Origin of the sequence: Enterobacter sp. SGAir0187 (genome assembly GCF_002952735.2) — a bacterium.
Classification (GTDB): Bacteria; Pseudomonadota; Gammaproteobacteria; order Enterobacterales; family Enterobacteriaceae; genus Enterobacter; species Enterobacter quasiroggenkampii.
In genome coordinates, this window is record NZ_CP025034.2 from 1,049,389 (window position 1) to 1,074,843 (window position 25,455).

The 25,455-nt window shown below is 56.7% G+C and carries 27 protein-coding genes; 13 read left to right on the forward strand and 14 right to left on the reverse strand.

From position 1 onward, the window contains the following. Positions 1-23: 23 nt before the first annotated feature. The 8 genes from CWR52_RS05085 to nfsA form a co-directional block, all read right to left on the reverse strand. Positions 24-497, reverse strand: a complete 474-nt coding sequence (locus tag CWR52_RS05085) for a YbjO family protein (RefSeq protein WP_104949024.1) — start codon at positions 495-497, stop codon at positions 24-26. A gap of 65 nt (positions 498-562) precedes the next feature. Next, positions 563-1,408 (reverse strand): putrescine ABC transporter permease PotI, encoded by an 846-nt coding sequence (gene potI / locus CWR52_RS05090; RefSeq protein ID WP_104949025.1) that lies wholly within the window; start codon positions 1,406-1,408, stop codon positions 563-565. After that, the gene (potH, locus tag CWR52_RS05095) at positions 1,405-2,358 is read right to left on the reverse strand and encodes a putrescine ABC transporter permease PotH (RefSeq protein WP_104949026.1); all 954 of its coding nucleotides are present in this window, start codon (positions 2,356-2,358) and stop codon (positions 1,405-1,407) included. The genes potI and potH overlap by 4 nt, the downstream gene beginning before the upstream one ends. Positions 2,359-2,367: 9 nt before the next feature. After that, positions 2,368-3,501, reverse strand: coding sequence for a putrescine ABC transporter ATP-binding subunit PotG (gene potG, locus CWR52_RS05100; RefSeq protein WP_021240929.1), 1,134 nt, complete (start codon positions 3,499-3,501; stop codon positions 2,368-2,370). A gap of 103 nt (positions 3,502-3,604) precedes the next feature. Beyond that, a complete protein-coding gene (gene potF / locus CWR52_RS05105; RefSeq protein ID WP_045908435.1) occupies positions 3,605-4,717 on the reverse strand; it encodes a spermidine/putrescine ABC transporter substrate-binding protein PotF in 1,113 nt (370 codons plus the stop codon). A gap of 351 nt (positions 4,718-5,068) precedes the next feature. Continuing rightward, positions 5,069-5,545, reverse strand: a complete 477-nt coding sequence (locus CWR52_RS05110) for a YbjN domain-containing protein (RefSeq protein WP_047958115.1) — start codon at positions 5,543-5,545, stop codon at positions 5,069-5,071. A gap of 63 nt (positions 5,546-5,608) precedes the next feature. Further along, a complete protein-coding gene (rimK, locus tag CWR52_RS05115; RefSeq protein ID WP_045908436.1) occupies positions 5,609-6,511 on the reverse strand; it encodes a 30S ribosomal protein S6--L-glutamate ligase in 903 nt (300 codons plus the stop codon). Positions 6,512-6,580: 69 nt separating this feature from the next. After that, positions 6,581-7,303 carry a nitroreductase NfsA gene (nfsA, locus tag CWR52_RS05120; RefSeq protein ID WP_104949027.1) on the reverse strand — a complete coding sequence of 241 codons (723 nt, stop codon included), beginning with the start codon at positions 7,301-7,303 and terminating at the stop codon, positions 6,581-6,583. Positions 7,304-7,487: 184 nt separating this feature from the next. Between nfsA and CWR52_RS05125 the strand changes: the two genes are divergently transcribed. Further along, complete coding sequence (locus CWR52_RS05125) at positions 7,488-7,757, forward strand: GrxA family glutaredoxin (protein ID WP_006809455.1); 270 nt, start codon at positions 7,488-7,490, stop codon at positions 7,755-7,757. A gap of 30 nt (positions 7,758-7,787) precedes the next feature. Here the strand turns inward: CWR52_RS05125 and CWR52_RS05130 are convergent, their stop codons facing one another. Then, a complete protein-coding gene (locus tag CWR52_RS05130; protein ID WP_048222222.1) occupies positions 7,788-8,162 on the reverse strand; it encodes an inner membrane protein YbjM in 375 nt (124 codons plus the stop codon). Between the two features lie 273 nt (positions 8,163-8,435). Here CWR52_RS05130 and CWR52_RS05135 point away from each other — a divergent pair, with 273 nt between their 5' ends. From CWR52_RS05135 to arsC, 6 genes are all read left to right on the forward strand, one after another. Continuing rightward, the gene (locus CWR52_RS05135; protein ID WP_014169303.1) at positions 8,436-10,121 is read left to right on the forward strand and encodes an aspartate:alanine antiporter; all 1,686 of its coding nucleotides are present in this window, start codon (positions 8,436-8,438) and stop codon (positions 10,119-10,121) included. A 606-nt stretch (positions 10,122-10,727) separates the two neighbouring features. After that, positions 10,728-11,435, forward strand: a complete 708-nt coding sequence (locus CWR52_RS05140; RefSeq protein WP_104949028.1) for a hypothetical protein — start codon at positions 10,728-10,730, stop codon at positions 11,433-11,435. 221 nt (positions 11,436-11,656) lie between these two features. Further along, positions 11,657-12,136: an Hcp family type VI secretion system effector gene (locus CWR52_RS05150; RefSeq protein ID WP_021240935.1), complete on the forward strand. Its 480-nt coding sequence runs from the start codon at positions 11,657-11,659 to the stop codon at positions 12,134-12,136. A gap of 223 nt (positions 12,137-12,359) precedes the next feature. Then, on the forward strand, positions 12,360-12,680 hold the full coding sequence (locus CWR52_RS05155) for a metalloregulator ArsR/SmtB family transcription factor (RefSeq protein ID WP_104949029.1): 321 nt from the start codon (positions 12,360-12,362) through the stop codon (positions 12,678-12,680). 40 nt (positions 12,681-12,720) lie between these two features. Further along, the gene (locus CWR52_RS05160) at positions 12,721-14,010 is read left to right on the forward strand and encodes an arsenic transporter (RefSeq protein ID WP_104949030.1); all 1,290 of its coding nucleotides are present in this window, start codon (positions 12,721-12,723) and stop codon (positions 14,008-14,010) included. A gap of 12 nt (positions 14,011-14,022) precedes the next feature. Then, positions 14,023-14,454, forward strand: coding sequence for a glutaredoxin-dependent arsenate reductase (arsC, locus tag CWR52_RS05165; RefSeq protein ID WP_104949031.1), 432 nt, complete (start codon positions 14,023-14,025; stop codon positions 14,452-14,454). 21 nt (positions 14,455-14,475) lie between these two features. On the opposite strand, the gene CWR52_RS05170 is transcribed toward arsC, so the two are convergent. Then, positions 14,476-15,027 (reverse strand): TetR/AcrR family transcriptional regulator, encoded by a 552-nt coding sequence (locus CWR52_RS05170; protein ID WP_104949032.1) that lies wholly within the window; start codon positions 15,025-15,027, stop codon positions 14,476-14,478. A gap of 81 nt (positions 15,028-15,108) precedes the next feature. Between CWR52_RS05170 and CWR52_RS05175 the strand changes: the two genes are divergently transcribed. Both CWR52_RS05175 and CWR52_RS05180 read left to right on the forward strand, forming a co-directional pair. Then, on the forward strand, positions 15,109-16,323 hold the full coding sequence (locus tag CWR52_RS05175) for an MFS transporter (RefSeq protein ID WP_095428680.1): 1,215 nt from the start codon (positions 15,109-15,111) through the stop codon (positions 16,321-16,323). Then, entirely contained in the window at positions 16,313-17,125 is an 813-nt protein-coding gene (locus tag CWR52_RS05180) for a Cof-type HAD-IIB family hydrolase (protein WP_104949033.1), read from the forward strand. The genes CWR52_RS05175 and CWR52_RS05180 overlap by 11 nt, the downstream gene beginning before the upstream one ends. A gap of 493 nt (positions 17,126-17,618) precedes the next feature. Here the strand turns inward: CWR52_RS05180 and CWR52_RS05185 are convergent, their stop codons facing one another. After that, entirely contained in the window at positions 17,619-18,851 is a 1,233-nt protein-coding gene (locus CWR52_RS05185; protein WP_104949034.1) for an MFS transporter, read from the reverse strand. 168 nt (positions 18,852-19,019) lie between these two features. Here CWR52_RS05185 and CWR52_RS05190 point away from each other — a divergent pair, with 168 nt between their 5' ends. The 3 genes from CWR52_RS05190 to deoR all read left to right on the forward strand — a co-directional run bounded on the left by CWR52_RS05190 (position 19,020) and on the right by deoR (position 21,190). Further along, positions 19,020-19,748 carry a phosphatase PAP2 family protein gene (locus tag CWR52_RS05190; RefSeq protein WP_104949035.1) on the forward strand — a complete coding sequence of 243 codons (729 nt, stop codon included), beginning with the start codon at positions 19,020-19,022 and terminating at the stop codon, positions 19,746-19,748. A 7-nt stretch (positions 19,749-19,755) separates the two neighbouring features. Next, a complete protein-coding gene (gene ybjG, locus CWR52_RS05195) occupies positions 19,756-20,364 on the forward strand; it encodes an undecaprenyl-diphosphate phosphatase (protein WP_104949036.1) in 609 nt (202 codons plus the stop codon). 67 nt (positions 20,365-20,431) lie between these two features. Then, positions 20,432-21,190, forward strand: a complete 759-nt coding sequence (gene deoR, locus CWR52_RS05200) for a DNA-binding transcriptional repressor DeoR (RefSeq protein ID WP_008503427.1) — start codon at positions 20,432-20,434, stop codon at positions 21,188-21,190. A 490-nt stretch (positions 21,191-21,680) separates the two neighbouring features. Here deoR and dacC read toward each other — a convergent pair whose 3' ends face one another. Then, positions 21,681-22,886: a serine-type D-Ala-D-Ala carboxypeptidase gene (gene dacC, locus CWR52_RS05205; RefSeq protein ID WP_008501207.1), complete on the reverse strand. Its 1,206-nt coding sequence runs from the start codon at positions 22,884-22,886 to the stop codon at positions 21,681-21,683. Positions 22,887-23,127: 241 nt separating this feature from the next. Between dacC and CWR52_RS05210 the strand changes: the two genes are divergently transcribed. Further along, positions 23,128-23,754: a glutathione S-transferase family protein gene (locus CWR52_RS05210; RefSeq protein ID WP_023326978.1), complete on the forward strand. Its 627-nt coding sequence runs from the start codon at positions 23,128-23,130 to the stop codon at positions 23,752-23,754. On the opposite strand, the gene CWR52_RS05215 is transcribed toward CWR52_RS05210, so the two are convergent. Together CWR52_RS05215 and bssR are read right to left on the reverse strand one after the other, a co-directional pair. Further along, positions 23,755-24,873, reverse strand: coding sequence for a PQQ-dependent sugar dehydrogenase (locus CWR52_RS05215; protein WP_104949037.1), 1,119 nt, complete (start codon positions 24,871-24,873; stop codon positions 23,755-23,757). It abuts the gene before it with no gap. A gap of 106 nt (positions 24,874-24,979) precedes the next feature. Further along, a complete protein-coding gene (gene bssR, locus CWR52_RS05220; protein WP_104949038.1) occupies positions 24,980-25,363 on the reverse strand; it encodes a biofilm formation regulator BssR in 384 nt (127 codons plus the stop codon). Positions 25,364-25,455: the final 92 nt, after the last annotated feature.

Consider the following 25,455-nt stretch of genomic DNA (forward strand, 5'->3'; position numbering starts at 1 on the left):
AACGAGGGCTGCGATTATACACATTATTGCAGGCGGAAGAACCGCCGACTGGACGCCGGAACGAAAAGCAGGCAGAGCACCAGCATATCCGGCAGTTTTTGCATGACCAGCGCATGGAAAATCTCACGTCGCGACTCGCCCGGAATGCTGAACAGCTCAGGATAGCCATAGCCCAGCGAGGCGGCCCACAGATAGCTCGCCGCGGTAATCTGCGTCAGCAGATAGACCCAGCGCGCCCAGTTGCGCCCTTTAACCAGCGAAAACGCGCAGTAGATCTCGATAAACACCAGCACCAGACTGCTCAAAAAGACCAGCGTCAGATTCCACGTCTGCACGCTGCGGTGAATGAATTCACCGATGCCGCGCACACCCAGGGTATTCAGAATCATCAGCACGTCCAGGCAGCGGATCATAATAATGGCGAGCGCCGCCACCTGAACCAGTGCAGGTACGTTAGGACGGGCGTGCGTAATACGTGATTTTTTTAATAATCCCAATGTTTTACTTCCCTGAAAAACAGTGCCGCGTCATGCGCGGCACATCACTGGAAATTTTAAATCCTTCAGCCGCGTCTTGCACGCTGGATATCACGCACGCGCTGTTTTTCCGCGCGCGCCATCAAATACCAGGCGATAAATCCGACAATTCCGACCACGCCGAGGATGATAGAGGCCAGGGCGTTGATCTCCGGGTTGACCCCCATGCGCACGCTGGAGAAGACCAGCATCGGCAGCGTCGTCGCCCCCGGGCCGGAGACAAAGCTGGCGATCACCAGATCGTCGAGCGACAGGGTAAACGCCAGCAGCCAGCCGGAGATCACCGCCGGCATAATCATCGGCAGCGTGATGATGAAAAAGACCTTCAGCGGCGTCGCGCCGAGATCCATCGCCGCCTCTTCAATGGAGCGATCCAGCTCGCGCATGCGCGAGGCGATCACCACCGCGACGTAGGCGGTACAGAAGGTGACGTGCGCCAGCCAGATGGTGAGCATCCCGCGATCCGCCGGCCAGCCGATGGCGTGCGCCAGGGCCACAAACAGCAGCAGCAGCGCGAGACCGGTGATCACGTCCGGCATAACCAGCGGGGCGGTGATCATAAAGGCGAAGCCGTTTGAACCGCGAAAACGCCCGAAGCGCACCATTACCAGCGCGGCGATCGTGCCCAGCACGGATGCCATGGTCGCCGCCAGGGCGGCAATGGTCAGGCTCAGCCCCACCGCGCTCATCATCGCATCGTCGTGGAACAGCTCGCTGTACCAGCGCGTCGACCAGCCTGCCCAGACCGTCACCAGTTTGGAGCTGTTAAACGAGTAGATCACCAGCATCAGCATCGGCGCATACAGGAAGGTAAAGCCGATGACCAGGATCGCAATTCGCCACGGGGAGCGCACTACCGGTAAATTGTTCATCCGCGATCTCCCATCTGTTTCTGCTGATGCTTGTGGAACCACATGATCGGCACGATCAGCAGCAGTAGCATCACGATCGCCACCGCCGAGGCCACCGGCCAGTCGCGGTTATTGAAGAACTCCTGCCACAGCACGCGGCCAATCATGATGCTGTCCGGCCCGCCGAGCAGTTCCGGGATCACAAACTCCCCCACCGCCGGGATAAAGACCAGCATCGATCCGGCGATAATGCCGCCCCTGGTCAGCGGGACAATGACGCTGAAGAAAGTTTTTAACGGACGGGCACCGAGATCGAGCGACGCTTCTACCAGCGAGTAGTCGATACGGGTCAGCGCCGTGTAGATCGGCAGCACCATAAACGGCAGATAGGCGTACACAATCCCGATATAGACCGCGAGGTTAGTGTGCAGTATCGTCAGCGGCTGATCGATAACCCCGAGCCACATCAGGAAGTTGTTCAGCACGCCGTTGTTTTTCAGGATCCCCATCCACGCGTAAACGCGGATCAGGAACGAGGTCCACGACGGCAGGATCACCAGCAGCAGCAGGATGTTTCGCGTCGACGGTTTGCTGTGCGCCACCGCCCACGCCAGCGGATAGCCCATCAACAGACAGCAGAGCGTCGAGATCGCCGCCACCTGCAGCGACTGCAGATAGGCTTCGAAATAGAGCGGATCGTCGGTGAGCTGCAGGAAGTTACCCAGGTTTAAGGTCAGCGTCAGCTGCCCGTCGGCCCAGTCCAGCAGGTTGGTGTAAGGCGGGATCGCCCGCGCCATTTCCGCCAGGCTTATTTTGAAAACAATCAGGAACGGCAGCAGGAACAGCAGGATCAGCCACACGTACGGCATGGCGATCACCAGCTTGCGGCCGTGCTTCATCTGCATGCGCGTCAGCCAGTGGGCAAAGCCGCCCGGCTTTTCGACGCGGGCTGGAGGTTCAAGTGTGCTCATGATCGCTCCTTATACCGTCAGCACAACGCAACTGTCTGCATCCCAACACAGGCGCACTTCGTCGCCCCAGGTCGGCTGTCCCTTGCGATAGCGATGTTCGTTCTGTAACTGCGCGCTGAGCATCTGCCCGCTTTTCAGGCGCACGTGATAGATGGAGAGATCGCCCAGATAAGCAATGTGCACCACTTCGCCCACGGCAAAGTTATAGCCATCGGCAGGCGGATCCTCACAGAGCATGATCTTCTCCGGACGTAGCGCGACGTAGACCGGCACGTTATCCACCACCGAGTTATCCGGATCGACCTTAAGCGGATGCTGCAGCCCCGGTGATTCGATGACCAGCCCGTCTTCCTGACGATCTTTCAGCAGCCCTTCGAAGACGTTAACCGAGCCGATGAACTCCGCGCTGTAGCGGGTGGTTGGATGCTCATAAATCTCTTCCGGCTCGCCAATCTGCACGAACTTGCCGCGGTTCATGATGGCGATACGTCCGGCCATGGTCATGGCCTCTTCCTGGTCGTGGGTCACCATCACGCAGGTCACCCCCACGCGCTCGAGGATATCGACCACTTCGAGCTGCATACGGTCGCGCAGCTTTTTATCCAGCGCGCCCATCGGTTCGTCGAGCAGCAGCAGTTTCGGGCGTTTTGCCAGGCTGCGGGCCAGGGCCACGCGCTGGCGCTGGCCGCCGGAGAGCTGGTGCGGCTTACGCTTCGCGAACTCCTGCATGTGCACCAGGCTCAGCATCTCGGCCACGCGCGCGGTAATTTCGGCTTTCGGCAGCTTGTCCTGCTTCAGGCCAAAGGCAATATTCTGCTCCACCGTCATATGCGGGAACAGCGCGTAGGACTGGAACATCATGTTGATCGGACGCTGATACGGCGGCACGCTGGAGAGATCCACGCCGTCGAGCACGATCTGCCCGGCGGTGGGCTGTTCAAAACCGGCCAGCATGCGCAGCAGGGTCGATTTACCGCAGCCAGAGGCCCCCAGAAGGGCAAAAATTTCGCCTTTATAGATCGTCAGGCTGACGTCGTCCACGGCATGCTGGCCATCAAAAGATTTGGTGAGGTTACGAATTTCAAGCAGCGGGGTCAGCGCTTTACGGACTTTCGCCTGCGGGCGGGGGATCGCGTCATTCACGGGGTGCTCTCCGGTAGAGATCAAATCATGGTGCAGGCGCACCAGAACGGTGCGCCTGTTGCCGGGGGCGCTAACGCTTGCCCGGCCTACGACTCACGGTAACTTATTTACCGCTTTTCACCTTGGTCCACGCGCGGGTACGCACGCGGTCAATTTTAGGATCCTGTACTTTCAGGGTGAAGAGCTTGGCGAACACATCCGCCGGCGGATAAATCGCCGGGTTATTGCGGATCTCTTCGCTCACCAGCGGCACGGAGGCCTTGTTACCGTTCGCGTAGTAAACGTGGTCGCTGATGTGGGCGATAACCTCAGGACGCATCAGATAGTTGAGGAACTGATACGCTTCGTCTTTGTTTTTCGCGTCAGCCGGCATCGCGAAGACGTCGAAGAAGGCCAGCGCCCCCTCTTTCGGAATGAAGTAGGAGACGTTCACGCCGTTTTTCGCCTCTTTCGCGCGGTTAGCTGCCTGCCATACGTCCCCAGCCCAGCCGATCGCGACGCAGATGTCGCCGTTCGCCAGGTCGTTAATGTACTGGGAAGAGTGGAAGTAACGAATGTTTGGACGCAGCTTCAGCAGCAGATCGGTCGCCGGGCCGGTGTAATCATCCGCCTTATTGCTGTTCGGATCTTTGCCCAGGTAATTCAGCACGGTCGCGAAAATCTCTTCCGGCGCATCGAGGAAGGAGACGCCGCAGCTTTTCAGCTTCTCAAGGTTTTCCGGCTTCAGCACCACGTCCCAGCTGTCCAGCTTCACGTCCGGGCCCAGCGCCGCCTTCACTTTATCAACGTTAAAGCCGATACCGGTGGTCGCCCAGAGATACGGCATCGCGTATTTGTTGTCCGGGTCGTGTTTGGCCACCAGCTTCAGCACTTCCGGATCGAGATTTTTCCAGTTCGGTAATTTGCTCTTATCCAGCGGCTGGAAGACGCCTGCCGTCAGCTGGCGCTCGAGGAAGCTTGCGGAAGGCACCACGAGGTCAAACCCGGTGCTGCCCGCCATCAGTTTTCCTTCCAGCACTTCGTTGGAATCGAACACGTCGTAGACCACTTTAATGCCGGTCTCTTTTTCAAAATTTGCCACCGTGTCCGGCGCAATATAGTCAGACCAGTTATAAACGTGCAGCGTTTTTTGTTCCGCAGCGAGCGTGCCGGCAGAGACGGCCATCAGAGCACCCGCAACCAGACCCGATAACCATTTTTTATTCAAGGCGATCATAGTGTTATTCCTTCTGAAAGCTCGTTAACAAACGAACTAAAACTGTGCAATCTGGATATATGCAAAAATCATGCATAGTTTGTCGCTCTGCTCAAAATAAAAAGAAACCTCTTTACCCGGCAGCTTCCGCTCGCTTTTTGAAGCATCGCAAGAATAACTGTAGCCCGTGTCTCCGGCTATAGCCCAGACGAAAAAACGCCTTTTATCAATTTTTTATGCAGGTTAAGTCTACGTGATAAGCCGAAACGGCCTTCAGGGAGGTGAATAATTCTTTAAAGGAAGGTTAAAAGCAGCAGAAAAAATGGCCTTCTGCAGCCGCCATGGCAGCGACTGCGCAAAAGTCAGACAGGCTTAGTGAAGAAAATTGGGAGATGCATCATTATTCTCTGCATCATCTTCCGCGCTATACAGCAGATGGTGTGCACTGGCTTCCATCATGACCATCGAAATTTGCTCTTCGCTCAGGCGCATAAACCAGGCGAACTGCTTGAACGACAGCCCTGCCCCGGAGAATAAAGACTGGCAAACGACCAGTTTTGGCAGATTATCATCCTGTATGTCGAGAAATGCCTTCACCGTCAAAGAACTGGCATTAATGGCCGACAGGTCGGAGGCCAGCGCCAGCAGCGCGGACGGCTTCACTTCGGCCAGCGCGGAGAAAAGGATCACGTCGTTAATCAGATCGATTTTGGCATCGAAAATGCCGTCGAAATTCTGCATATGAGGCAGATGCAGCGCCTGGCAGGAATCGCATTCGAAGAACGTAATTCCGGCATCATCGAGCCATTGACGTAACGTATCCAGTGTAGGTACGACCTGTAAATCCATCGCTGTGCAGCCTCTCTAATAAAAACTTCGCATAGATTACGAAAAAAGCGCGCGGTAATCCATTTAACCACCCGTTTTCAGACAGTAGCCCGGCGTCGCATGACGCTCAATCCATAAGATCATTTTACCTGCAATATCGACCCCTGTGGTTTTTTCCACGCCTTCCAGCCCCGGCGAAGCGTTCACCTCCATGACCAGCGGCCCGCGCGTCGCGCGCAGAAGATCTACACCCGCCACGTCCAGCCCCAGGGTTTGCGCCGCTTTCACCGCAATTTCCCGCTCCCGGTCGCTGATATCGGCTACACGCGCGACGCCGCCGCGGTGAAGGTTAGAGCGGAAATCGCCCTCTTTGGCCTGACGCTCGATCGCCGCCACCACCTCGTTACCCACCACGAAGCAGCGAATATCGCGCCCTTTCGCCTCTTCGATGTACTCCTGCACCAGAATATGGGCATTGAGGCCCCGGAAGGCGTCAATCACGCTCTCCGCTGCCTGACGCGTCTCCGCCAGCACCACGCCAATGCCCTGGGTGCCTTCCACCAGCTTGATGACCAGCGGCGCACCGCCCACCATGTCGATCAGATCGCTGGTGTCGTCTGGGGAATGGGCAATCCCCGTGACCGGGAGATCGATCCCCTGACGGGCAAGAAGCTGCAGCGAGCGCAGCTTGTCGCGGGCGCGGGAAATGGCGACGGATTCGTTGAGCGGATAGCTGCCCAGCATCTCGAACTGGCGCAGCGCGGCGGTGCCGTAGTAGGTAATCTGGGAGCCGATGCGGGGGATGACCGCATCAAAATGCGGCAGCTTGCGACCTTTGTAGTGAATCGACGAGGCGGCCGGGTCGATGTTCATATAACAGGACATCGGGTCGAGGATCTCAACCTGATGCCCGCGTTTCGCCGCCGCTTCTCTCAGGCGCTTACATGAATAGAGCGTTCCATCCCGGGACAATATGGCAATTTTCACCCTGCACCTCTCTGAAGACATGGAAAAAGCCTGCGTATCATATACGCAGGCAGGCGCAGGATAAATGGACTATCGCGTCGCCCAGCCCTGTTTGTGCAGATAATCAAGAATAAACGGGCGATTTTCTTTAATGATGGTGCGACGAATATGGTCAGTCCAGGTATCGCGACGGTTATTGCTGCCGCGCGTCATGTAGTAGTTCGCCAGCTCTTCATCGTAGTGATTCAGGACGTCCTGATCGACCGGCTGGTAGTGGTTTTCATGCACCAGCATCGCCGCAGGAATGCGCGGCTTCAGATCCGGGTTATCCGCAGGCCAGCCAAGGCACAGGCCAAACAGCGGCAGCACGTGTTTTGGCAGCTTCAGCAGGTCGGTCACACTTTGAATGTTGTTACGCAGGCCGCCAATGTAGACGCCGCCTAACCCCAGCGACTCCGCCGCCGTGAAGGCGTTTTGCGCCATCAGCGCGGTATCCACCACGCCCAGCAGCAGCTGTTCGGCCAGCCCGAGCTCGGCCTCAGGGCAGATCTGCAGGTGGCGGTTAAAGTCGGCGCAGAATACCCAGAACTCGGCTGCCTGAGCCACATGCTTTTGTCCGCCGGTGAGCGTCACTAACTCTTCACGCATGGCCTTATCGGTAATGCGAATAATAGAGCTGCACTGTAGAAAGCTGGAGCTGGAGGTCGCCCTGGCGCTGTCAATAATCGCGGCACGCTGCGCCTCGGTAATCGGCTCATCGGTGAAGTGGCGAATGGAGCGGTGGGACTGGAGCAGGTCAATCGTGGGTGTCATCTTGTCTCTCTTTGTCTTGCTTAATACGTATTGCAGCCAGTATAGGCAATGATTTGCGCGATGTAATTGGCGAAACATAGCCTGACTGTATCAAAGCGACAGGCGAAACCTTCTTTAATGGCGGCAGGTTATCGGGCACTATATGTCTTATTCGCCGTCAGGCTTGTTTTTTGAGGAGAGAGAAATGTTTGCAGTAATTTTTGGTCGTCCAGGGTGCCCATACTGTGTACGCGCCAAAGAGTTGGCTGAGAAACTGACCGAAGAGCGCGATGACTTCAACTTCCGCTATGTGGACATCCACGCGGAAGGCATCACCAAAGCCGATCTGGAAAAAACTGTCGGTAAGCCGGTTGAAACCGTACCGCAGATCTTCCTCGATCAGAAACACATCGGCGGCTGCACGGACTTTGAAGCCTACGCCAAAGAGCATCTGGGCCTGTTTGCCGCCCAGTAATGTGAAGACGCCCTCACCGAGAGGGCGTTTTTATTTGTGGTGCCGTCGATTATGAAGCAGACTGCGCACAAATAAGTAGCAGAGCGCGCCAAGGGCGCACCAGAATACGGCGCTCATCAACCATGCCAGCTCCTGCCAGAAACTCCGCGTTGAGATATAGAGCAAGCGCATCAGCAGCAAACAGAGCGGCGCGGCCAGCATGGCGCCCAGCAGCGGCTTCACCACCTCCCCTTTACGGGAGAGAAAACTGGCAGCAGCCCCCGGCAGCGTAAAAAAGAGCAGCCCCAGCTCCGGATGACCCGACGCCCTGAATGCCCCTTTGACGTTAAAAGCAAGCGACATGCATACGACCGTGAACAGCAAAAAGCAGCTGATCACCCCCGCCCAGTTTCGTTTAATGTTCAAACTATCCTCCTGACTTATCTCTATCAAATACACTTTCGTCGGGTAGACGCCCAGTCAGATAAAGCAATGCGGCAATCCTTGCCAAAGTACGCACAGGGTGATGCGATAATCAGTAGCTGTCAGTAGCTAATACGATTAAACTACACGCCAGCTAATGTTTTAGGGAATAAAGCAGGAAACAGGGAGCGTTAACGCCTTTCCCTGACCCAGAAAACAGTAGCCCAAAAAGTCCTTTCATTCAACAACTTACTGGTAAACAAGAAGTTAGCCTCCGTGAATATAAACGTCGCAGACTTGTTAAATGGGAATTACATCCTGTTATTATTTGTGGTACTGGCGCTGGGCCTTTGCCTGGGTAAATTGCGCCTGGGTTCAGTTCAACTTGGTAATTCCATTGGCGTTTTAGTCGTCTCCTTATTATTAGGCCAGCAGCACTTCAGCATTAACACGGACGCGCTCAACTTAGGTTTTATGCTGTTTATTTTTTGTGTTGGCGTGGAAGCAGGACCGAACTTTTTTTCAATTTTCTTCCGCGACGGCAAAAATTATCTGATGCTGGCGCTGGTAATGGTCGGCAGCGCGCTGCTGATCGCGTTAGGGCTGGGTAAACTGTTTGGCTGGGATATCGGGTTAACGGCCGGTATGCTGGCAGGCTCCATGACGTCCACCCCTGTGCTCGTGGGCGCCGGTGATACCCTGCGCCATTCCGGCATGGCCGGCGCGCAGCTTTCTACCGCACTCGACCACCTGAGCCTGGGCTATGCCCTGACCTATCTGATTGGTCTGGTGAGCCTGATTGTCGGCGCACGCTACCTGCCAAAACTGCAGCACCAGGATCTGCAGACCAGCGCCCAGCAAATCGCCCGCGAGCGTGGTCTCGATACCGACTCCAAACGTAAAGTTTATCTCCCGGTGATCCGCGCCTATCGCGTCGGGCCAGAGCTGGTTGCCTGGGCTGATGGCAAAAACCTGCGCGAGCTGGGGATTTACCGCCAGACGGGCTGCTACATCGAACGTATCCGCCGTAACGGCATTCTGGCGAACCCGGACGGCGACGCGGTGCTGCAGATGGGCGATGACATCGCGCTGGTAGGTTATCCGGACGCCCACGCCCGTCTCGACCCGAGCTTCCGTAACGGCAAAGAGGTGTTCGACCGCGATCTGCTCGACATGCGCATCGTCACCGAAGAGATCGTGGTGAAAAACCATAACGCCGTGGGCCGCCGCCTGGCGCAGCTGAAGCTGACCGACCACGGTTGCTTCCTCAACCGCGTGATCCGCAGCCAGATTGAGATGCCTATCGACGACAACGTGGTGCTCAACAAAGGCGACGTGCTGCAGGTCAGCGGCGACGCCCGCCGCGTGAAAACCGTGGCCGACCGCATCGGCTTTATCTCCATTCACAGCCAGGTCACCGACCTGCTGGCCTTCTGTGCCTTCTTTATCGTTGGCCTGATGATCGGGATGATCACCTTCCAGTTCAGCAACTTCAGTTTCGGCATCGGTAACGCCGCCGGGCTGCTGTTCGCCGGGATCATGCTGGGCTTCCTGCGAGCGAACCACCCGACCTTCGGCTACATTCCGCAGGGCGCGCTGAATATGGTGAAAGAGTTCGGTCTGATGGTCTTTATGGCGGGCGTAGGCTTAAGCGCGGGCAGCGGGATTGGTCACAGCCTCGGCGCCGTCGGCTGGCAAATGTTGGTTTCCGGACTTATCGTCAGCCTGGTACCGGTGGTGATCTGCTTCCTGTTCGGTGCCTACGTGCTGCGCATGAACCGCGCCCTGCTCTTCGGGGCGATGATGGGGGCGCGTACCTGTGCGCCTGCTATGGAAATCATCAGCGATACCGCGCGCAGCAACATCCCGGCGCTGGGCTATGCGGGCACGTATGCTATCGCCAACGTGCTGCTGACGCTGGCGGGTACGCTGATTATCATCATCTGGCCGGGACTCGGATAACTCCTAAGAATGCGCGTGGCGGAAAATATTTTAGTTACGCGCAGAACTTTTTTATCAGGGGGCAGTCATAACTAGTGCCACTGCTTTTCTTTGATGTCCCCAATTTGTGGAGCCCATCAACCCCGCCGTTTTGGTTCAAGGTTGATGGGTTTTTTGTTGCCTGAAAATTACCACTCTGTAAATTAATGCTTTATGCCTCCAGGTTCCCCTGCATAGCGACATCGTCGCGGCAGAACTTTTATATAGCTGTAACAGATAATAAAAAACCAGCCAGCGGCGGGTCTGTATCTGTCAGCTAATTGATCCTGCAATTCTTCCGGATTTTGGAACGAGCCACTCAGTATTAAACTCATCGATTCGCACTTAAAGCTCCCGATAAATCGTATTTAGATTAAAAAATATCAGGTCATTATCCTAAAAATCCCCTGCTTTTCATAAACATGATCTGCTTTGAACTTCCATATTAGTTACAGGCATACGCTGGAGCGGATAGAAACGCTATGGAGGGGACAGGAATGCAGTTTTCAGGTTCAGTAACAGCAATACCGGTCTTAGGGAATGAAGCAAAAGATCGCACAATTGAACTGAAGTGCAAGGTCAGTAAGCATGTACCATTCTGAAGAGATCATCCGCCAGCTTCAGAGCCAAAAGATACTGGCAATGAAGCTGGACCAGGCGGTACGCGCGGTAGGTGAAGAAGTAAAGAGCCAGCTGAGTAATATAGGTGCCGGTGCCCAACGCCTGCTGTACTACACCTCCTGCTTTACTGATGAATATTACGATGTATGCACCCGACAAAACCTGGAGGACGCTCGCTTCCGAAAGGGCATATTCCATCTCGTTTCTCGCTGGAACATCGTCTTTGACCTAATCAACACGTACGTTGAGGAGCTGGTTAAGGATTATTCCCCGGCAGAATTATCAGCGATACAGCATGCTCTAATGCGCGCTAACGTTTATATATCCACCAGCACGCTAACCTCTTATTCATTCTCTGCAGGCGTCACATCGACTGTTTGCCTTTATGTAACCCTTCCACCTTCAGGGTTAAAGGTCGTTTCAGGATTAACGGGCGCGGCTATTGGCGGACTGGGGATATATGGGATTGTGCAACAGGCCGCTGACAGCGCTCATCGCTTGCAAGTGATGCATCCTGCCTACTATCAAGCGTTGTACCTGCGAGAACTGGAAATGATGTATTTCCTGGTGGAACCTGCTTTTATGCGCGCGGGCGTGCTAACGCAGCAATGGACTGACAGTCAAAGCCCTTATGATGCTGCTGACACTATCCTGAAGCTCATGGGCAGGCACTAATGGGCTTTCTAAGACGCTGGCTCAAATCTCAGGCCCAGTTTTTCTTCTGGACTTATATACCCATCATCCTCGCGTTCATTTTTGGCTATGTCCTTGACGTTTACTTCCCTGAGGTTAGCCAGGGATTCATCCTCCTGTTTTACCTGGTCACACTGGGGCTGGCTTACTGGATATGGCATTGAGGACCATAAAAGCTTCACGTTTACTAATAAGGAAATGACATGTCTACACCCGCACATCTCTGGCTTGAGGACGAGAACGGCTCGCCAATTGTCGGTAGCTGCATGATGCCCACCCGTCATGGTTCCATAGAACTGAAATCGTTCTCCCATGGCGTAACCATTCCGGTTGACCCAAGTTGGGGCAAGCTCACCGGCACGCGCGTCCATCGCCCTATTACGATAATCAAAGAATTTGATCAGACTACCCCACTTCTTTACCGAGCCGTGTGCGAAGGGCGAGTGATGAAGAAGGGGATTATTAAGATGTACCGTATTCTGGAGTCCGGAATCGAGGCCGAATATTTCAATATCGTGATGGAAAACGTTAAGTTCACGACAGTGGCACCCTTCCTGACCCCTAACGGGATGAGCAGCACCCATCTTGAAACGCTCGAATTGCGTTATGAAGCCATCTCATGGAAGTACACGGAGGGGAATATCATTTACCGTGACACCTGGAACGATCGCTGTTGCGCCTGAGCACAGAAGAGTGTTGAAAGTGAGCAGATAAAAAGAATCCGTTCCAGGGGACGGTTTCTTTCTCATGACTGTCAGGAGTGGTCCGGGCAAGCCATAAAGACTATTTTGACCTTCTACAAGCCCTCCCTGAGTTTTTCTATCCTTCCTGCTTTTCCCTCTTCTCTCGCCAGCCATAAACATATATGATTTAATGTATATGATAAAAGACATTCAGGATGACCGAATGCTCCACCCACTCCAGCTCTTCAAAACCCTCTCCGACGAAACGCGGCTCGCCATCGTCATGCTGCTCCGCGAAGCCGGTGAGCTGTGCGTCTGCGATCTCTGCTCCACCACCAACGAGCCGCAGCCGAAGGTCTCACGCCACATGGCCCTGCTCCGCGAGTCCGGGCTGGTTATCGACCGTCGCGAGGGGAAATGGGTCCATTACCGTCTCTCTCCCAACATGCCTGCATGGGCGGCAGCCGTTATCGACACCAGCTGGAACTGCCTGCGGGAAGAGACGCGTATGAAGCTGAAAAACCGGCTTCCGGGCTCATGCTAAACAAAACACATTCACAAAAACAGATATAACGGAGTAAGCGATGTTTCTGGCAGGGGCAATTTTTCTGTTTACGCTGGTGCTGGTCATCTGGCAGCCGAAAGGACTGAGTATCGGCTGGAGCGCGACCATCGGCGCCGTGCTGGCGCTGGCCAGCGGCGTGATTCACATTAACGATATACCGGTAGTCTGGAATATCGTCTGGAACGCTACGGCAACGTTTATTGCCGTCATCATCATCAGCCTGCTGCTGGATGAGTCCGGCTTTTTCGAGTGGGCGGCGCTGCACGTCGCCCGCTGGGGGAACGGTCGCGGGCGATTGCTGTTTACGTATATCGTGCTGTTGGGCGCAGCCGTCGCGGCACTGTTTGCCAATGACGGCGCGGCGCTGATCCTGACGCCTATCGTTATCGCCATGCTGCTGGCGCTGGGGTTCAGCAAGCAGGCCACGCTGGCGTTTGTGATGGCGGCGGGTTTTATCGCCGATACCGCCAGCCTGCCGCTGATTGTGTCCAACCTGGTCAACATCGTGTCGGCTGACTTCTTTAAGCTGGGGTTCAGCGAATATGCTTCGGTGATGATCCCGGTGGATATCGCCGCGATTGCCGCAACGCTGGTGATGCTGCATCTCTTCTTCCGTAAGGAAATTCCGCCGGAATATGACCTGGCAAAACTCCGCGAGCCCGCGCGGGCCATTCGCGATCTCCCCACGTTCAGAACGGGCTGGATCGTCCTGCTGCTTCTGCTCGTCGGTTTCTTCGTGCTGGAGCCTCTGGGTATTCAGGTCAGCGCCATCGCGACCGTCGGCGCGCTGATTTTATTCGCTGTCGCAAAACGCGGACATGCGATAAACACCGGAAAAGTGCTGCGCGGCGCACCGTGGCAGATCGTCATCTTCTCGCTGGGGATGTATCTGGTGGTGTATGGCCTGCGCAATGCCGGGCTGACGGAATATCTCTCAGGCGTACTGAATAGCCTGGCCGGACACGGACTCTGGGCCACCACGCTGGGGACCGGGTTCATCACCGCGTTCCTGTCATCCATAATGAACAATATGCCCACGGTGCTGATTGGCGCGCTCTCCATTGAGGGCAGCACGGCAACGGGATTGATTAAGGAGGCGATGATTTACGCCAACGTGATTGGCTGCGATCTGGGCCCGAAAATCACGCCTATCGGCAGCCTCGCCACCCTGCTCTGGCTCCACGTGCTGGCGCAGAAAAACATGACGATCACCTGGGGTTACTATTTCCGGACGGGCATCATCATGACGCTGCCGGTCCTGTTTGTGACGCTCGCCGCGCTGGCGCTACGTCTCTCCTTCACACTGTAATGAGCCACTGATATGAGCCACATCACCATTTACCATAACCCCGCCTGCGGCACCTCGCGCAACACGCTGGAGATGATCCGCAACAGCGGCACGGAGCCAGAGATTATCCTCTATCTGGAAACCCCGCCGTCGCGCGATACGCTGACCACCCTGATTGCCGATATGGGCATTTCGGTGCGGGATCTGCTGCGTAAAAACGTGGAGCCGTATGAACAGCTCGGCCTTGCTGAAGATAACTTCACCGACGACCAGCTTATCGATTTTATGCTGCAATACCCGATCCTGATTAACCGCCCGATCGTGGTCACGCCGCTGGGCACGCGCCTGTGTCGCCCGTCAGAAGTCGTCCTCGATATCCTGCCGGACGCGCAGAAAGGGGCGTTTACGAAAGAGGATGGCGAAGCGGTGGTGGACGCCAGAGGGAAAAAAATTCAACACCGGTAAAACTGACAGGGCGCGGGATACCTAAGGGTTCCCCTCGCCCGCAATTCTCCCCACCATCGCCCGGATCTCCTCCCGGGTTAACGGCGCCCGGTCGGTGACATAATGCAGCGTCATCCCTTCAATAAACGCGTCCAGCGCGCGGGTGGTGACCGGGTCGAACCACTGCTCCAGCGTGGTCTGGCTCATCTTCATCCAGTCCTGCATCACCGTTTTGAGCGCCGCGCTGCGGTGCATAAAAGCGTAAAGCTGATACATCAGCGCCATGTTGTGCGGCGTGGTCACCTGCGAGCTGTAGATCAGGGTGGTGATGGATTCGCACGCCATTTCCGGCCCGGTGACGCCCGCGAAGAAATCCCGGTACTGCTGCGACATCTGGCGGGTAAACCACGTGAAGGCCTCCTCCAGCAACGGCTCCATACCGTCGAAATAGTAGGTCATCGACCCCAGCGGCACGCCCGCGCAGGTGGCGATTTTACGGTGCGTGACGGCGTGAATCCCGTGCTCGGCAATGGTATCGAGCGTTGCCTGCAGGATCTTCTCACGGCGATGCGGATCGTTGGGTGGTCTGCTCATAAATTCCTCACGTAGTTTATGTACAAATGTACACAAACTTGCTAGTGTTGTCGCTATTGTTGTACTTCTGGTGCTACCCCAATGACGCTGACCTCTCCCCGCAAAGCCCTGCAGCTCCGCCTGTGGGCGCTGTTTATGTTCTTCTTTATTCCCGGCCTGCTGATGGCCTCCTGGGCCACGCGCACCCCCGCCATTCGCGACATTTTGTCCGTTTCTACCGCAGAAATGGGCATCGTGCTGTTCGGCCTGTCGATAGGCTCCATGAGCGGCATTCTCTGCTCCGCGTGGCTGGTAAAGCGCTTCGGTACGCGAGCGGTTATTCGCACCACCATGTGCTTCGCGGTGTTCGGGATGATGGTGCTGAGCGTGGCGCTGTGGTTTGCCTCGCCGGTGCTGTTTGCACTGGGGTTGACGGTGTTTGGCGGCAGCTTCGGCTCGGCGGAAGTGGCGATAAACGTTGAAGGGGCGGCGGTCGAGCGCGAGATGAACAAAACCGTGCTGCCGATGATGCACGGCTTTTATAGCCTCGGCACGCTGGCCGGTGCGGGCGTGGGGATGGCGCTGACCGCCACTGGCGTGAGCGCGAATCTGCATATTCTGCTGGCGGCGCTGGTGTGCATCATTCCCATTCTGACCGGCATCCGGGCCATCCCGGACGGCACCGGTAAAAACTCCGCTGACGAACAGCACTCAGCCGAAAAAGGGCTGCCCTTCTACCGCGATTTCCAGCTGATGCTGATCGGCGTGGTGGTGCTGGCGATGGCGTTCGCGGAAGGCTCCGCCAACGACTGGCTGCCCCTGCTGATGGTGGACGGTCACGGCTTTAGCCCGACCTCCGGCTCGCTGATTTACGCCGGGTTTACGCTGGGGATGACCGTCGGGCGCTTCACCGGCGGCTGGTTTATCGACCGGTACAGCCGAGTGGCGGTAGTGCGCGCCAGCGCCCTGCTCGGCGGGCTGGGTATCGCGATGATCATCTTTGTGGATGTGGACTGGATTGCCGGCGTCTCGGTGATCCTCTGGGGGCTGGGCGCGTCCCTCGGCTTCCCGCTGACCATCTCTGCCGCCAGCGACACCGGCCCGGATGCCCCGACGCGCGTCAGCGTGGTGGCGACAACCGGCTATCTCGCCTTCCTGGTCGGGCCGCCGCTGCTCGGCTTCCTCGGGGAGCACTACGGGCTGCGCAGCGCCATGCTGGTGGTGTTAGGGTTGGTCATCATCGCGGCGCTGGTGGCGCGCGCGGTGGCAAAGCCGGAAACGAATCAAACGACACTGGAGAAGGGATATGAGCGTTAAACTGATCGCCGTCGACATGGATGGCACATTCCTGAGCGATGCCAAGACCTACAACCGCCCGCGCTTTCTGGCGCAGTACGCGCGCATGAAGGCACAAGGCATTCGCTTCGTGGTCGCCAGCGGTAACCAGTACTACCAGCTGATCTCCTTTTTCCCGGAGATTGCGCATGAAATTGCCTTTGTTGCCGAAAATGGCGGCTGGGTCGTGAGTGAGGGTGAGGACGTCTTCAACGGTGAACTGTCGAAAGCCCATTTCGAGACCGTCGCGAACGTGTTAAACGATGTGCCGGGCATTGAGATTATCGCCTGCGGGAAGAGCAGCGCCTACACGCTCAAGTGCTATGACGAGGGCTTTAAGGCCATCGCGGCGAAGTACTATCACCGTCTGGAAATGGTCAGCGATTTCGGCAACCTGAACGATATTTTCTTCAAGTTCGGGCTTAACGTGTCTGATGATGAAATTCCGCGTATTCAGGCGCTGCTGCATGAAAAGCTCAGCGACATCATGGTGCCCGTCACCACCGGTCACGGCAGTATCGACCTGATTATCCCCGGCGTGCACAAAGCCAACGGCCTGCGGATCCTGCAGCAGCGCTGGGGGATAGAGAACAGCGACGTGGTGGCCTTCGGCGACAGCGGCAACGACGTGGAGATGCTGCGCCAGTCCGGGTTCAGCTTTGCAATGGCGAATGCCAGACCGCATATCAAAGCGGCGGCGCGTTTTGAAGCGCCGCATAATAACGATGAAGGCGTGCTGGATGTGATTGAGAAGGTGTTGAACAGGGAGGCACCGTTTAATTGACCGCGTGCGGTCTGGTGCCCTCACCCTAACCCTCTCCCACAGGGCTGAGGAATCCCCACAAAATAATACCAGCACGGACGACCCCCTCTCCCTTGAGGGAGAGGGCTGGGGTGAGGGGGAACATACGGCTCTGGTGGTCATTCCGTTCACTTTATGTTCCTTGCTACTCTGTAAGGACATGGCCGGTGAACGTGCCAGGGCGGCTCAATCGCCGCAGCCCTGGCGACCCGGGCTCCCGGCGGTAAATCGCCGCTTCGCGGTGCCTTCGGCTTATTCCTTCCGGCTTTTCGGGGACGGGCGGAGGTAACGTCCCTGTAAAGCCCGCCCTCTCGGCGCATCCATGCGCCTCGCCCCGGCCTACAGGAAACGCCTCAGCGATTTACAGCCGGACCAGGGCATCGCTGTAAGCCATTCATTTTCCTGAAGTCACATGCATCGCTTCAGGTATAAAATTACTGGGGATTCCTCACCCCACAGGGAGAGGGAATAAGAATTAAGGTTGCAGGGCGTTCCCGACGCGTTTGTCTTTCAGGAACACCACCATCAGGCCAACCCACAGCACGCCGTTGGCGAGGTTAAACAGGCTGAACAGCCCGTTGCCGCCCATCGCGTAGGCATGCTTGCTTACCTCGATACCGACGGTAAAAATCAGCATCTGCAGCATCCCCATCGCCGCGGAGACCGTGCCTTTACTCATCTCGCTGGCAAACAGCGTCAGGCGCACCAGCCCAGCGTTCGCCACGCCAATCCCGAAGGCGTAAATGCTCAGCCCCGCCGTCATCCATAAGTAAGCATGCGTTGACGCAACGGTCGCCACCGCCGCCAAAATCAGCCCGGCTGCAATCGGCCAACCGCCCATGATAATCAGTGAACGCACGGTGCGGCGTGACGTCAGACGCGCCAGCACCAGGTTACCGATAATCAGCGCGCCAAAGATTGGTACCTGCAACAGGCCATACTCGTAGCTGCTCAGCTTTTCACCGCTGATGATAATGACCGGTGACTGGGCAATCCACGCCAGCAGCGGCAGGCTAACGAACCCCGTCGCCAGCGCACCCGCCACAAAGCGGCCATTCTTCAGCACTTCTTTGTAATCCCGACCCAGCTCTTTCAGCGAGAGTTTCTCGCCGATGCGGGTGGCGGTTTCCGGCATTGCCCGGTGCAGGCCAAAGAACGCGATGGCGGCGAGAAGCGCAAAGAGTACAAACATCCCTTCCCAGGGGGCCATATGCACCCATGCGGCGCCTACCAGCGGCCCGAGCAAGGGAGCGATCAGCGCCACGTTCGCCATCAGCGCGGTAATTTTGATACACACCGCCTCTTCAAACGACTCCTGAATGGCGGCATACCCCACGGCACCGATAAAGCACAGGCTCACCCCCTGCAGGAAACGCAGCAGGGTAAATTGCTCAATGTTTTGCGCCAGCAGCGTGGCAAGGCAGGTGACGATAAACCATACCACCCCCGTAAGCATCACCGGACGACGGCCAATACGATCCGACAGCGGGCCTAACAGCCACTGCAAAAACATGCCGCCGGCCAGATAGGCGGTCATGGAGGTCGGTACCCACTCGATTCCGGCGTTGTACTGCGCCACTACGGCCAGCATACCGGGCTGGATCATATCGTTGCCGATATAGGTAGAAAATTCGTAGAGCACCAGACACAGAGGGAAAAGCAACGCCTGACGTCCCAGACGTGAACCTGAAGAAGAACGGTTTAACATGCAATCTCTTTATAATGACAAAATCGCGACGAGTGTAATGAAATGCCGCAGCCCGAGATAGTGATTTATCGAGGAGAAACACAAATAAAGCACATATCGTCTTCGTTTAAGGTTTCCTTAAGTTGACAGATTTATGATAGCCCCATTACTCGTCAACGACCCCAAATTATGGCACTCACCTCCAGTCGTTCAGAATTGTCTAAGTTACAGACAAATAAGACAAAACGCCTTTACCGCTTGCCGGCCCGCTTTTATGGTTATCAGCTTTTCATACTGATAGTCCTTGCCGTGGTGTTTACGTGGCTATCGCGCAATGAAGCGCTCGACAGATGGATCACCGGCTTCTGGTATGACGCGGCGACGCAGAGCTTCCCGTTGCAGAAAGACCACCTGCTGGATCTGCTCAACCATCGTCTGGCGAAGTACATTGCCATCGCCTCAGGCGCCGTGGCGCTGTTTTACGGCGCGTACAAGCGTAACGCGAGGCTGGTTACGGCGGCGCTGCTGATGGGGCTTGGCGCGCTGGTCGTGGGCGTGCTGAAAAGCGTGAGCCATCACAGCTGCCCGTGGGATCTGGTGGAATATGGCGGTAAGGCCGTCTCTTATCCCCTGTTCAGCGCCGTCCCTGCTGACAGCGGTCCGGGGCGCTGCTTCCCCGGCGGTCACGCCTCCAGCGGCTTTATGGTGATGGGGCTGTTCTTTGCCTTCTGGCGCGAGCGTCCGCGTCTCGCCTGGAGCTTCGTTGCGCTGGGCGTGGTGTTAGGTCTGGTGATGGGTTATGGCCAGATCATGCGCGGGGCACATTTTTTCTCTCACAACCTGTGGGCTGGGTGGTGGGTCTGGTTTTCTCAGGTGGTGGTCTACGGCCTTGTTTCCACCCGGTTTGCTAAAGAGTGATAACGCTATGCTAGAGAATCTGAATTATCAGCTGTTTTATCTGATCAACGCCACCCCGGCCTCGCCCGAGTGGATGATCGACTTCGCCACCTTTCTGGCAAAAGATCTGATCAGTATCGTGCCCGCGCTGGCAGCCATCCTCTGGCTGTGGGGGCCCCGCAGTCAGGTCAAGGCACAGCGCCAGTTGGTGATCAAAGTCGCAATGGCGCTCGGGGTAAGCGTGATGGTGAGTTATATTCTCGGCCACGCGTTCCCGCACGATCGGCCGTTTGTCGATCACGTCGGCTATACCTTCCTGCGCCATGCGCCGGATGACTCTTTCCCGAGCGATCACGGTACGGTGATCTTCACCTTCGCGCTGGCCTTCCTGTTCTGGCATCGCCTGTGGTCGGGTGCGGTGCTGATGGTGGTCGCGGTGGCCATCGCCTGGTCTCGCGTGTATCTGGGCGTCCACTGGCCGCTGGATATGGTGGGTGGCTTCCTGGTGGGGCTGATTGGCTGCGTGAGCGCGGCTATCCTGTGGAGCCTTATCGGTGAGGCGCTCTATAGCGGGCTCTCTACCCTCCATCGCGCCATTTTCGCTATCCCGATCCGCAAAGGCTGGATACGTGACTAACCCCGACCTGACAGGTTACACTTGAACCCCCGCCCTGCGGGGGTTCACTTTTTTATCCCGAGGAACTATGGAAACACGTCGCGATGACCGCATTGCTCAGCTGCTCCAGGCGCTGAAGCGCAGCGATAAGCTGCATCTTAAGGAAGCCGCCAACCTCCTCGGCGTCTCAGAGATGACCATTCGTCGGGATCTGAACAGCGAGAGCGCGCCTGTCGTGCTGCTGGGCGGGTATATTGTGCTTGAGCCGCGCAGCGCCAGCCATTATCTGATCAGCGACCAGAAGACGCGCCTGGTGGAAGAGAAACGCAAAGCCGCGCGGCTTGCAGCCTCACTGGTACAGCCGCACCAGACGCTGTTTTTTGACTGTGGTACCACCACGCCGTGGATTATCGAGGCCATCGACAGCAGCATTCCATTTACCGCCGTGTGCTACTCCCTGAACACCTTTCTGGCGCTTCAGGAGAAACCCGAGTGCCGGGTGATCCTCTGCGGCGGTGAGTTTCACGCCAGCAACGCGATCTTTAAGCCGCTCAACCTGCAGGACACGCTCAGCAATCTCTGCCCGGATATCGCGTTTTATTCCGCCGCCGGCGTTAATGTGCGCCAGGGCGCAACCTGCTTTAATCTGGAAGAGCTGCCGGTAAAGCACTGGGCGTTAAGCGCCGCGCAGTACCATGTGCTGGTGGTCGATCACAGCAAGTTTGGTAAGGTACGTTCGGCAAGAATGGGCGAGCTGGCGCAGTTCGATGCCATCGTCAGCGATTGCCGCCCAGACGACGAGATTGTGGCCCACGCGAAAGCGCAGCAGGTGAAGTTGATGTATTAAGAGGGGTGCGGTCTGATGCCCTCACCCCGGCCCTCTCCCACAGGGCTGAGGAATCCACCAGCACGGACGACCCCCTCTCCCTTGAGGGAGAGGGCTGGGGTGAGGGGGAACATACGGCTCTGGTGGTCATTCCGTTCACTTTATGTTACTTGCTACTCTGTAAGGACATGGCCGGTGAACGTGCCAGGGCGACTCAATCGCCGCCGCCCTGGCGACCCGGGCTCCCGGCGGTAAATCGCCGCTTCGCGGTGCCTTCGGCTTATTCCTTCCGGCTTTTCGGGGACGGGCGGAGGTAACGTCCCTGTAAAGCCCGCCCTCTCGGCGCATCCATGCGCCTCGCCCCGGCCTACAGGAAACGCCTCAGCGATTTACAGCCGGACCAGGGCATCGCTGTAAGCCATTCATTTTCCTGAAGTCACATGCATCGCTTCAGGTATAAAATTACTGGGGATTCCTCACCCCACAGGGAGAGGGAGAAAAATCATAAGGTTTAGCTAAACCAGCTGCCAAACCACCCGTGGAATTTCATCATCACGAAATCCCACATCCGGCTGAAGAAGCCGCCCTCTTCCACCGCTTCCATCACAATCAGCGGGCGCTGTTCAATCGACTTACCGTTAAGCTGGAAATCAATCGTCCCGACCACCTGACCCTTTTTCAGCGGAGCTGTAAGCTGCGGGTCAGTCAGGGTGTAGCTGGCCTTCAGGTTTTTCAGCTGGCCGCGCGGAATGGTCACCGAGCCCGCCTCACCCGCGCCCAGGTTCACTTCGCTCTTGTCACCAAACCAGACGCGCTGGCTGACGAACGTGGCATCCGGCTTAATCGGCGTCACGGTTTCATAGAAGCGGAAGCCCCAGGTCAGCAGTTTTTCGGATTCGTTAAAGCGAATGCGGTCGGTTTTGGTGCCCAGCACCACCGAAATCAGGCGCATGTCGCCCTGCGTCGCGGAAGCCACCAGGTTGTAACCTGCCCCCGCCGTGGTGCCGGTTTTCATCCCGTCCACATTGACGTTGCTGCTCCACAGCAGGCGGTTGCGGTTCGGCTGGCGGATTTTGTTGAAGGTAAACTCTTTCTCTTTGTGGATGGCGTATTCATCCGGCACGTCGTGGATCAGCGCTTTCCCCAGCAGCGCCATGTCGCGTGCGGTGCTGAACTGGCCCGGCGCATCCAGGCCGTGAACGGTTTTAAAGGTGGTGTTGGTCAGGCCCAACTTCTGCGCGTAGCCATTCATCAGACCGATAAATGAATCCTGACTTCCCGCGACGTAATCCGCCAGCGCGATACAGGCGTCATTGCCGGACTGGATAATTACCCCTTTGTTCAGATCGGAAACGGAAACCTGATCGCCAGGCTTCAGGAACATCACGGAAGAACCCCGCAGCGCCGGGTTGCCGGTCGCCCACGCGTCCTTCCCGATGGTCACCATATCGTCCAGCTTGATCTTGCCCGCTTTCAGCGCCTGGCCCACCACATAGCTGGTCATGATTTTGGTCAGGCTTGCCGGATCGAGTTTCTCATCCGCATTCCCTTCCGCCAGCACTTTACCGCTGGCGTAGTCCATCAGGATCCAGGCGCGCGCATCCACTGGCGGCGCTTCGGGCGCAGCCTGTTCAGCTGCGTAGAGCGTTGGTGCAAACAGGAAAAGAAGCGCAGAGCCTGCCGCCAGGCTGCGCAGAGAAGTCATTTTACGCGTCATAAATGCCACCCGAGTGTCCATTCAAAAATTACGTCACATCACCGTGTCGCAAGAAGCGATGAGTAATAGCGCACTAAAACCGTTAAAGAAACCCAACGAGGGTAAAGTTATTAAAGTTTATGCAATAACATTCAGATACGCTTTGATTAAGACGATTTTTTTGTCTTCTGTTGCGTAATTGTTAGGTTTATCTCACCATGGCGAAAGGCTGACTCGGATTCACATCTCATCGGGAGTAAGTATGATTACGCTGTGGGGCAGGAATAATTCGACCAACGTTAAGAAAGTGCTCTGGACGCTGGAAGAGCTGGATTTACCGTTCAATCAAATCATGGCTGGCATGGCGTTCGGCGTGAACAAAGAGGCCGACTATCTGGCCATGAACCCGAACGGCCTGGTGCCGCTGCTGCGCGATGATGAAACAGACGCGACGCTTTGGGAGTCCAACACCATTGTGCGTTACCTCGCCGCCCAGTACGGTCAGGGACGCCTGTGGGTTGAAAACCCGGCCCGGCGCGCTCAGGGCGAAAAGTGGATGGACTGGGCAAACCAGACGCTGTCCCCGACCCACCGCGTGATCCTGATGGGGCTTATCCGCACGCCGGAAGCCGAACGCGACTATCCCGCAATTCACGCCGCGCAGGATGCCTGCGAAAATCTGTTTGCGATGATGGATGACGAGTTGGCGAAGCACGCCTGGTTCTCCGGCGAGGCGTTCGGCACCGGCGATATCGCCGTGGCGCCGTTCGTCTGGAACCTGACCAACATGGGTCTGAAGTGGACGCCGCGCCCGCACCTGGAGCGCTGGCTTAAACAGCTGAGCGATCGCCCGGCGTACCGTAACGTCGTGATGATCCCGGTTACCTGATTACGCGCCGGACGGGCTGACTTTCAACAGCTGCCCGTCCGTCTCGTCGGTCAGGACATACAGATACCCATCCGGCCCCACCCGCACATCGCGAATACGCTGATCCCGGTCGCCCAGAATGCGCCCGTCCTCCGTCACCTTGTTACCCTCCACGCTCAGCACGATCACGTCCTTCTCCTTCAGCGCGCCGATAAAGAGCTTGTTTTTCCACTGCGGGAAGACGTCGCTGTTATAGAACGCCATGCCGCTCACCGCGGGTGAGACTTTCCAGACGAACAGCGGCTTCTCGGTGCCCTCAACGTGCTCGCCTTTGGCTTCCGGGATTTTCAGGCCGCTGTAGTTAATGCCGTGCGTGGCCAGCGGCCAGCCGTAGTTCTTGCCTTTCTTCGGAATGTTGATCTCATCTCCGCCACGCGGACCATGCTCGTTCAGCCACAGCGTGTCGCTCCAGGGGTTCATCGCCATTCCCTGCGGGTTGCGAATGCCGTAAGACCAGATTTCGGGTCGCGCACCGGGGGTATTCACGAAGGGGTTATCCGGCGGGACTTTCCCGTCTTCGGTGAGGCGCACCACTTTACCCTGCAATTTATCCAGATCCTGCGCCGTCGGACGCTGGTTATTCTCGCCGAGTCCAATAAAGAGAGAACCTTTGCCGTCGAACACCAGCCGCCCGCCAAAATGGTTACCGGTTGAGAGTTTCGGCATCTGACGGAACGCCACCTGGAATCCTTCGATGCGGGAATAGTCGTCGCTCAGGCGGCCATAGCCCACCGCCGTTCCGGCTTTGCCGTCATGTCCGGCCTCGGCGTAGCTCAGCCAGACGCGGCGCGACGTTTCAAAATCCGGCGCCAATACCACATCCAGCAATCCTCCCTGGCCGTTTGCCCAGACCTTCGGTACGCCGACAATCGGATCGGAGAGCCCTTTTCCGGTCTGCCAGCGTTTGAGCTGACCGCCCTTCAGGGTCACCAGCAGCCCGTCATTATCCGGCAGGAACGCCAGGGACCAGGGGTGATCGAGTCTGTTTTGCAGCACCTCGACCTTCACCGCCTCTGGCGCAGCAAGAAGTGAAAACGAAATAAACAACGCAGGCAGGGAAATCAGCGAGGATCGAGGCATAACGCGCTCCTTTATCGGCATATGGCATAAAGATTAGCCACTGCGTCCGGGCGCGTTATCACTTTTACAAAAGCTTAATCAGAAGGGGGAGTTGCCTCCCCCGGGATCAGTGCTGTTCAAGCCGTTTGTGCTCGTTCAGGCACATGATGCATAGAGAGAGCGTTGTCAGGCAGTTTTCAAGCTTCTCCGCGTTTACGGCGATAAAGTTCGGGCAGTCGTGGCGTCCGTTCATCAGACACACCCCTGCAATGGAGAGCACCTCAGCGGCGCGGCGCAGCGCGATCTCTTCACTTTCGCCGCCGTTCGCCTTCAGGGTCGGTGCTTTTTCACGCATGAAATTACACAGTTCAAACAGGTTATCACGCAGATGTTCGCTTTCGCTGACTGACATATACCCTTTTGCCTTCCTCAACTGCAGGTACGCGGCCAGGTCGATTCGGGCGTTGATCAGCTTGTTCAGCAGATCGCGTTTTAGTCTGTCAACGGTCATGCTCTTTCCTCCTCTGTCAGTCATTGTGCATAGTCAGGATAAGTACATTTTTTGTACAGTTTAATGCCTGGGATCAATTTTTATTAACTGAT

Bases quoted from the DNA above. Each gene is read 5' to 3' on its own strand.
- potI (WP_104949025.1), bottom strand. From the start codon at position 1,408: ATGAACAATTTACCGGTAGTGCGCTCCCCGTGGCGAATTGCGATCCTG.
- potH (WP_104949026.1), bottom strand. From the start codon at position 2,358: ATGAGCACACTTGAACCTCCAGCCCGCGTCGAAAAGCCGGGCGGCTTT.
- potF (WP_045908435.1), bottom strand. From the start codon at position 4,717: ATGATCGCCTTGAATAAAAAATGGTTATCGGGTCTGGTTGCGGGTGCT.
- CWR52_RS05110 (WP_047958115.1), bottom strand. From the start codon at position 5,545: ATGGATTTACAGGTCGTACCTACACTGGATACGTTACGTCAATGGCTC.
- nfsA (WP_104949027.1), bottom strand. From the start codon at position 7,303: ATGACACCCACGATTGACCTGCTCCAGTCCCACCGCTCCATTCGCCAC.
- CWR52_RS05125 (WP_006809455.1), top strand. From the start codon at position 7,488: ATGTTTGCAGTAATTTTTGGTCGTCCAGGGTGCCCATACTGTGTACGC.
- CWR52_RS05140 (WP_104949028.1), top strand. From the start codon at position 10,728: ATGTACCATTCTGAAGAGATCATCCGCCAGCTTCAGAGCCAAAAGATA.
- CWR52_RS05150 (WP_021240935.1), top strand. From the start codon at position 11,657: ATGTCTACACCCGCACATCTCTGGCTTGAGGACGAGAACGGCTCGCCA.
- CWR52_RS05155 (WP_104949029.1), top strand. From the start codon at position 12,360: ATGCTCCACCCACTCCAGCTCTTCAAAACCCTCTCCGACGAAACGCGG.
- CWR52_RS05160 (WP_104949030.1), top strand. From the start codon at position 12,721: ATGTTTCTGGCAGGGGCAATTTTTCTGTTTACGCTGGTGCTGGTCATC.
- arsC (WP_104949031.1), top strand. From the start codon at position 14,023: ATGAGCCACATCACCATTTACCATAACCCCGCCTGCGGCACCTCGCGC.
- CWR52_RS05170 (WP_104949032.1), bottom strand. From the start codon at position 15,027: ATGAGCAGACCACCCAACGATCCGCATCGCCGTGAGAAGATCCTGCAG.
- CWR52_RS05175 (WP_095428680.1), top strand. From the start codon at position 15,109: ATGACGCTGACCTCTCCCCGCAAAGCCCTGCAGCTCCGCCTGTGGGCG.
- CWR52_RS05180 (WP_104949033.1), top strand. From the start codon at position 16,313: ATGAGCGTTAAACTGATCGCCGTCGACATGGATGGCACATTCCTGAGC.
- CWR52_RS05185 (WP_104949034.1), bottom strand. From the start codon at position 18,851: ATGTTAAACCGTTCTTCTTCAGGTTCACGTCTGGGACGTCAGGCGTTG.
- CWR52_RS05190 (WP_104949035.1), top strand. From the start codon at position 19,020: ATGGCACTCACCTCCAGTCGTTCAGAATTGTCTAAGTTACAGACAAAT.
- ybjG (WP_104949036.1), top strand. From the start codon at position 19,756: ATGCTAGAGAATCTGAATTATCAGCTGTTTTATCTGATCAACGCCACC.
- deoR (WP_008503427.1), top strand. From the start codon at position 20,432: ATGGAAACACGTCGCGATGACCGCATTGCTCAGCTGCTCCAGGCGCTG.
- dacC (WP_008501207.1), bottom strand. From the start codon at position 22,886: ATGACGCGTAAAATGACTTCTCTGCGCAGCCTGGCGGCAGGCTCTGCG.
- CWR52_RS05210 (WP_023326978.1), top strand. From the start codon at position 23,128: ATGATTACGCTGTGGGGCAGGAATAATTCGACCAACGTTAAGAAAGTG.
- CWR52_RS05215 (WP_104949037.1), bottom strand. From the start codon at position 24,873: ATGCCTCGATCCTCGCTGATTTCCCTGCCTGCGTTGTTTATTTCGTTT.
- bssR (WP_104949038.1), bottom strand. From the start codon at position 25,363: ATGACCGTTGACAGACTAAAACGCGATCTGCTGAACAAGCTGATCAAC.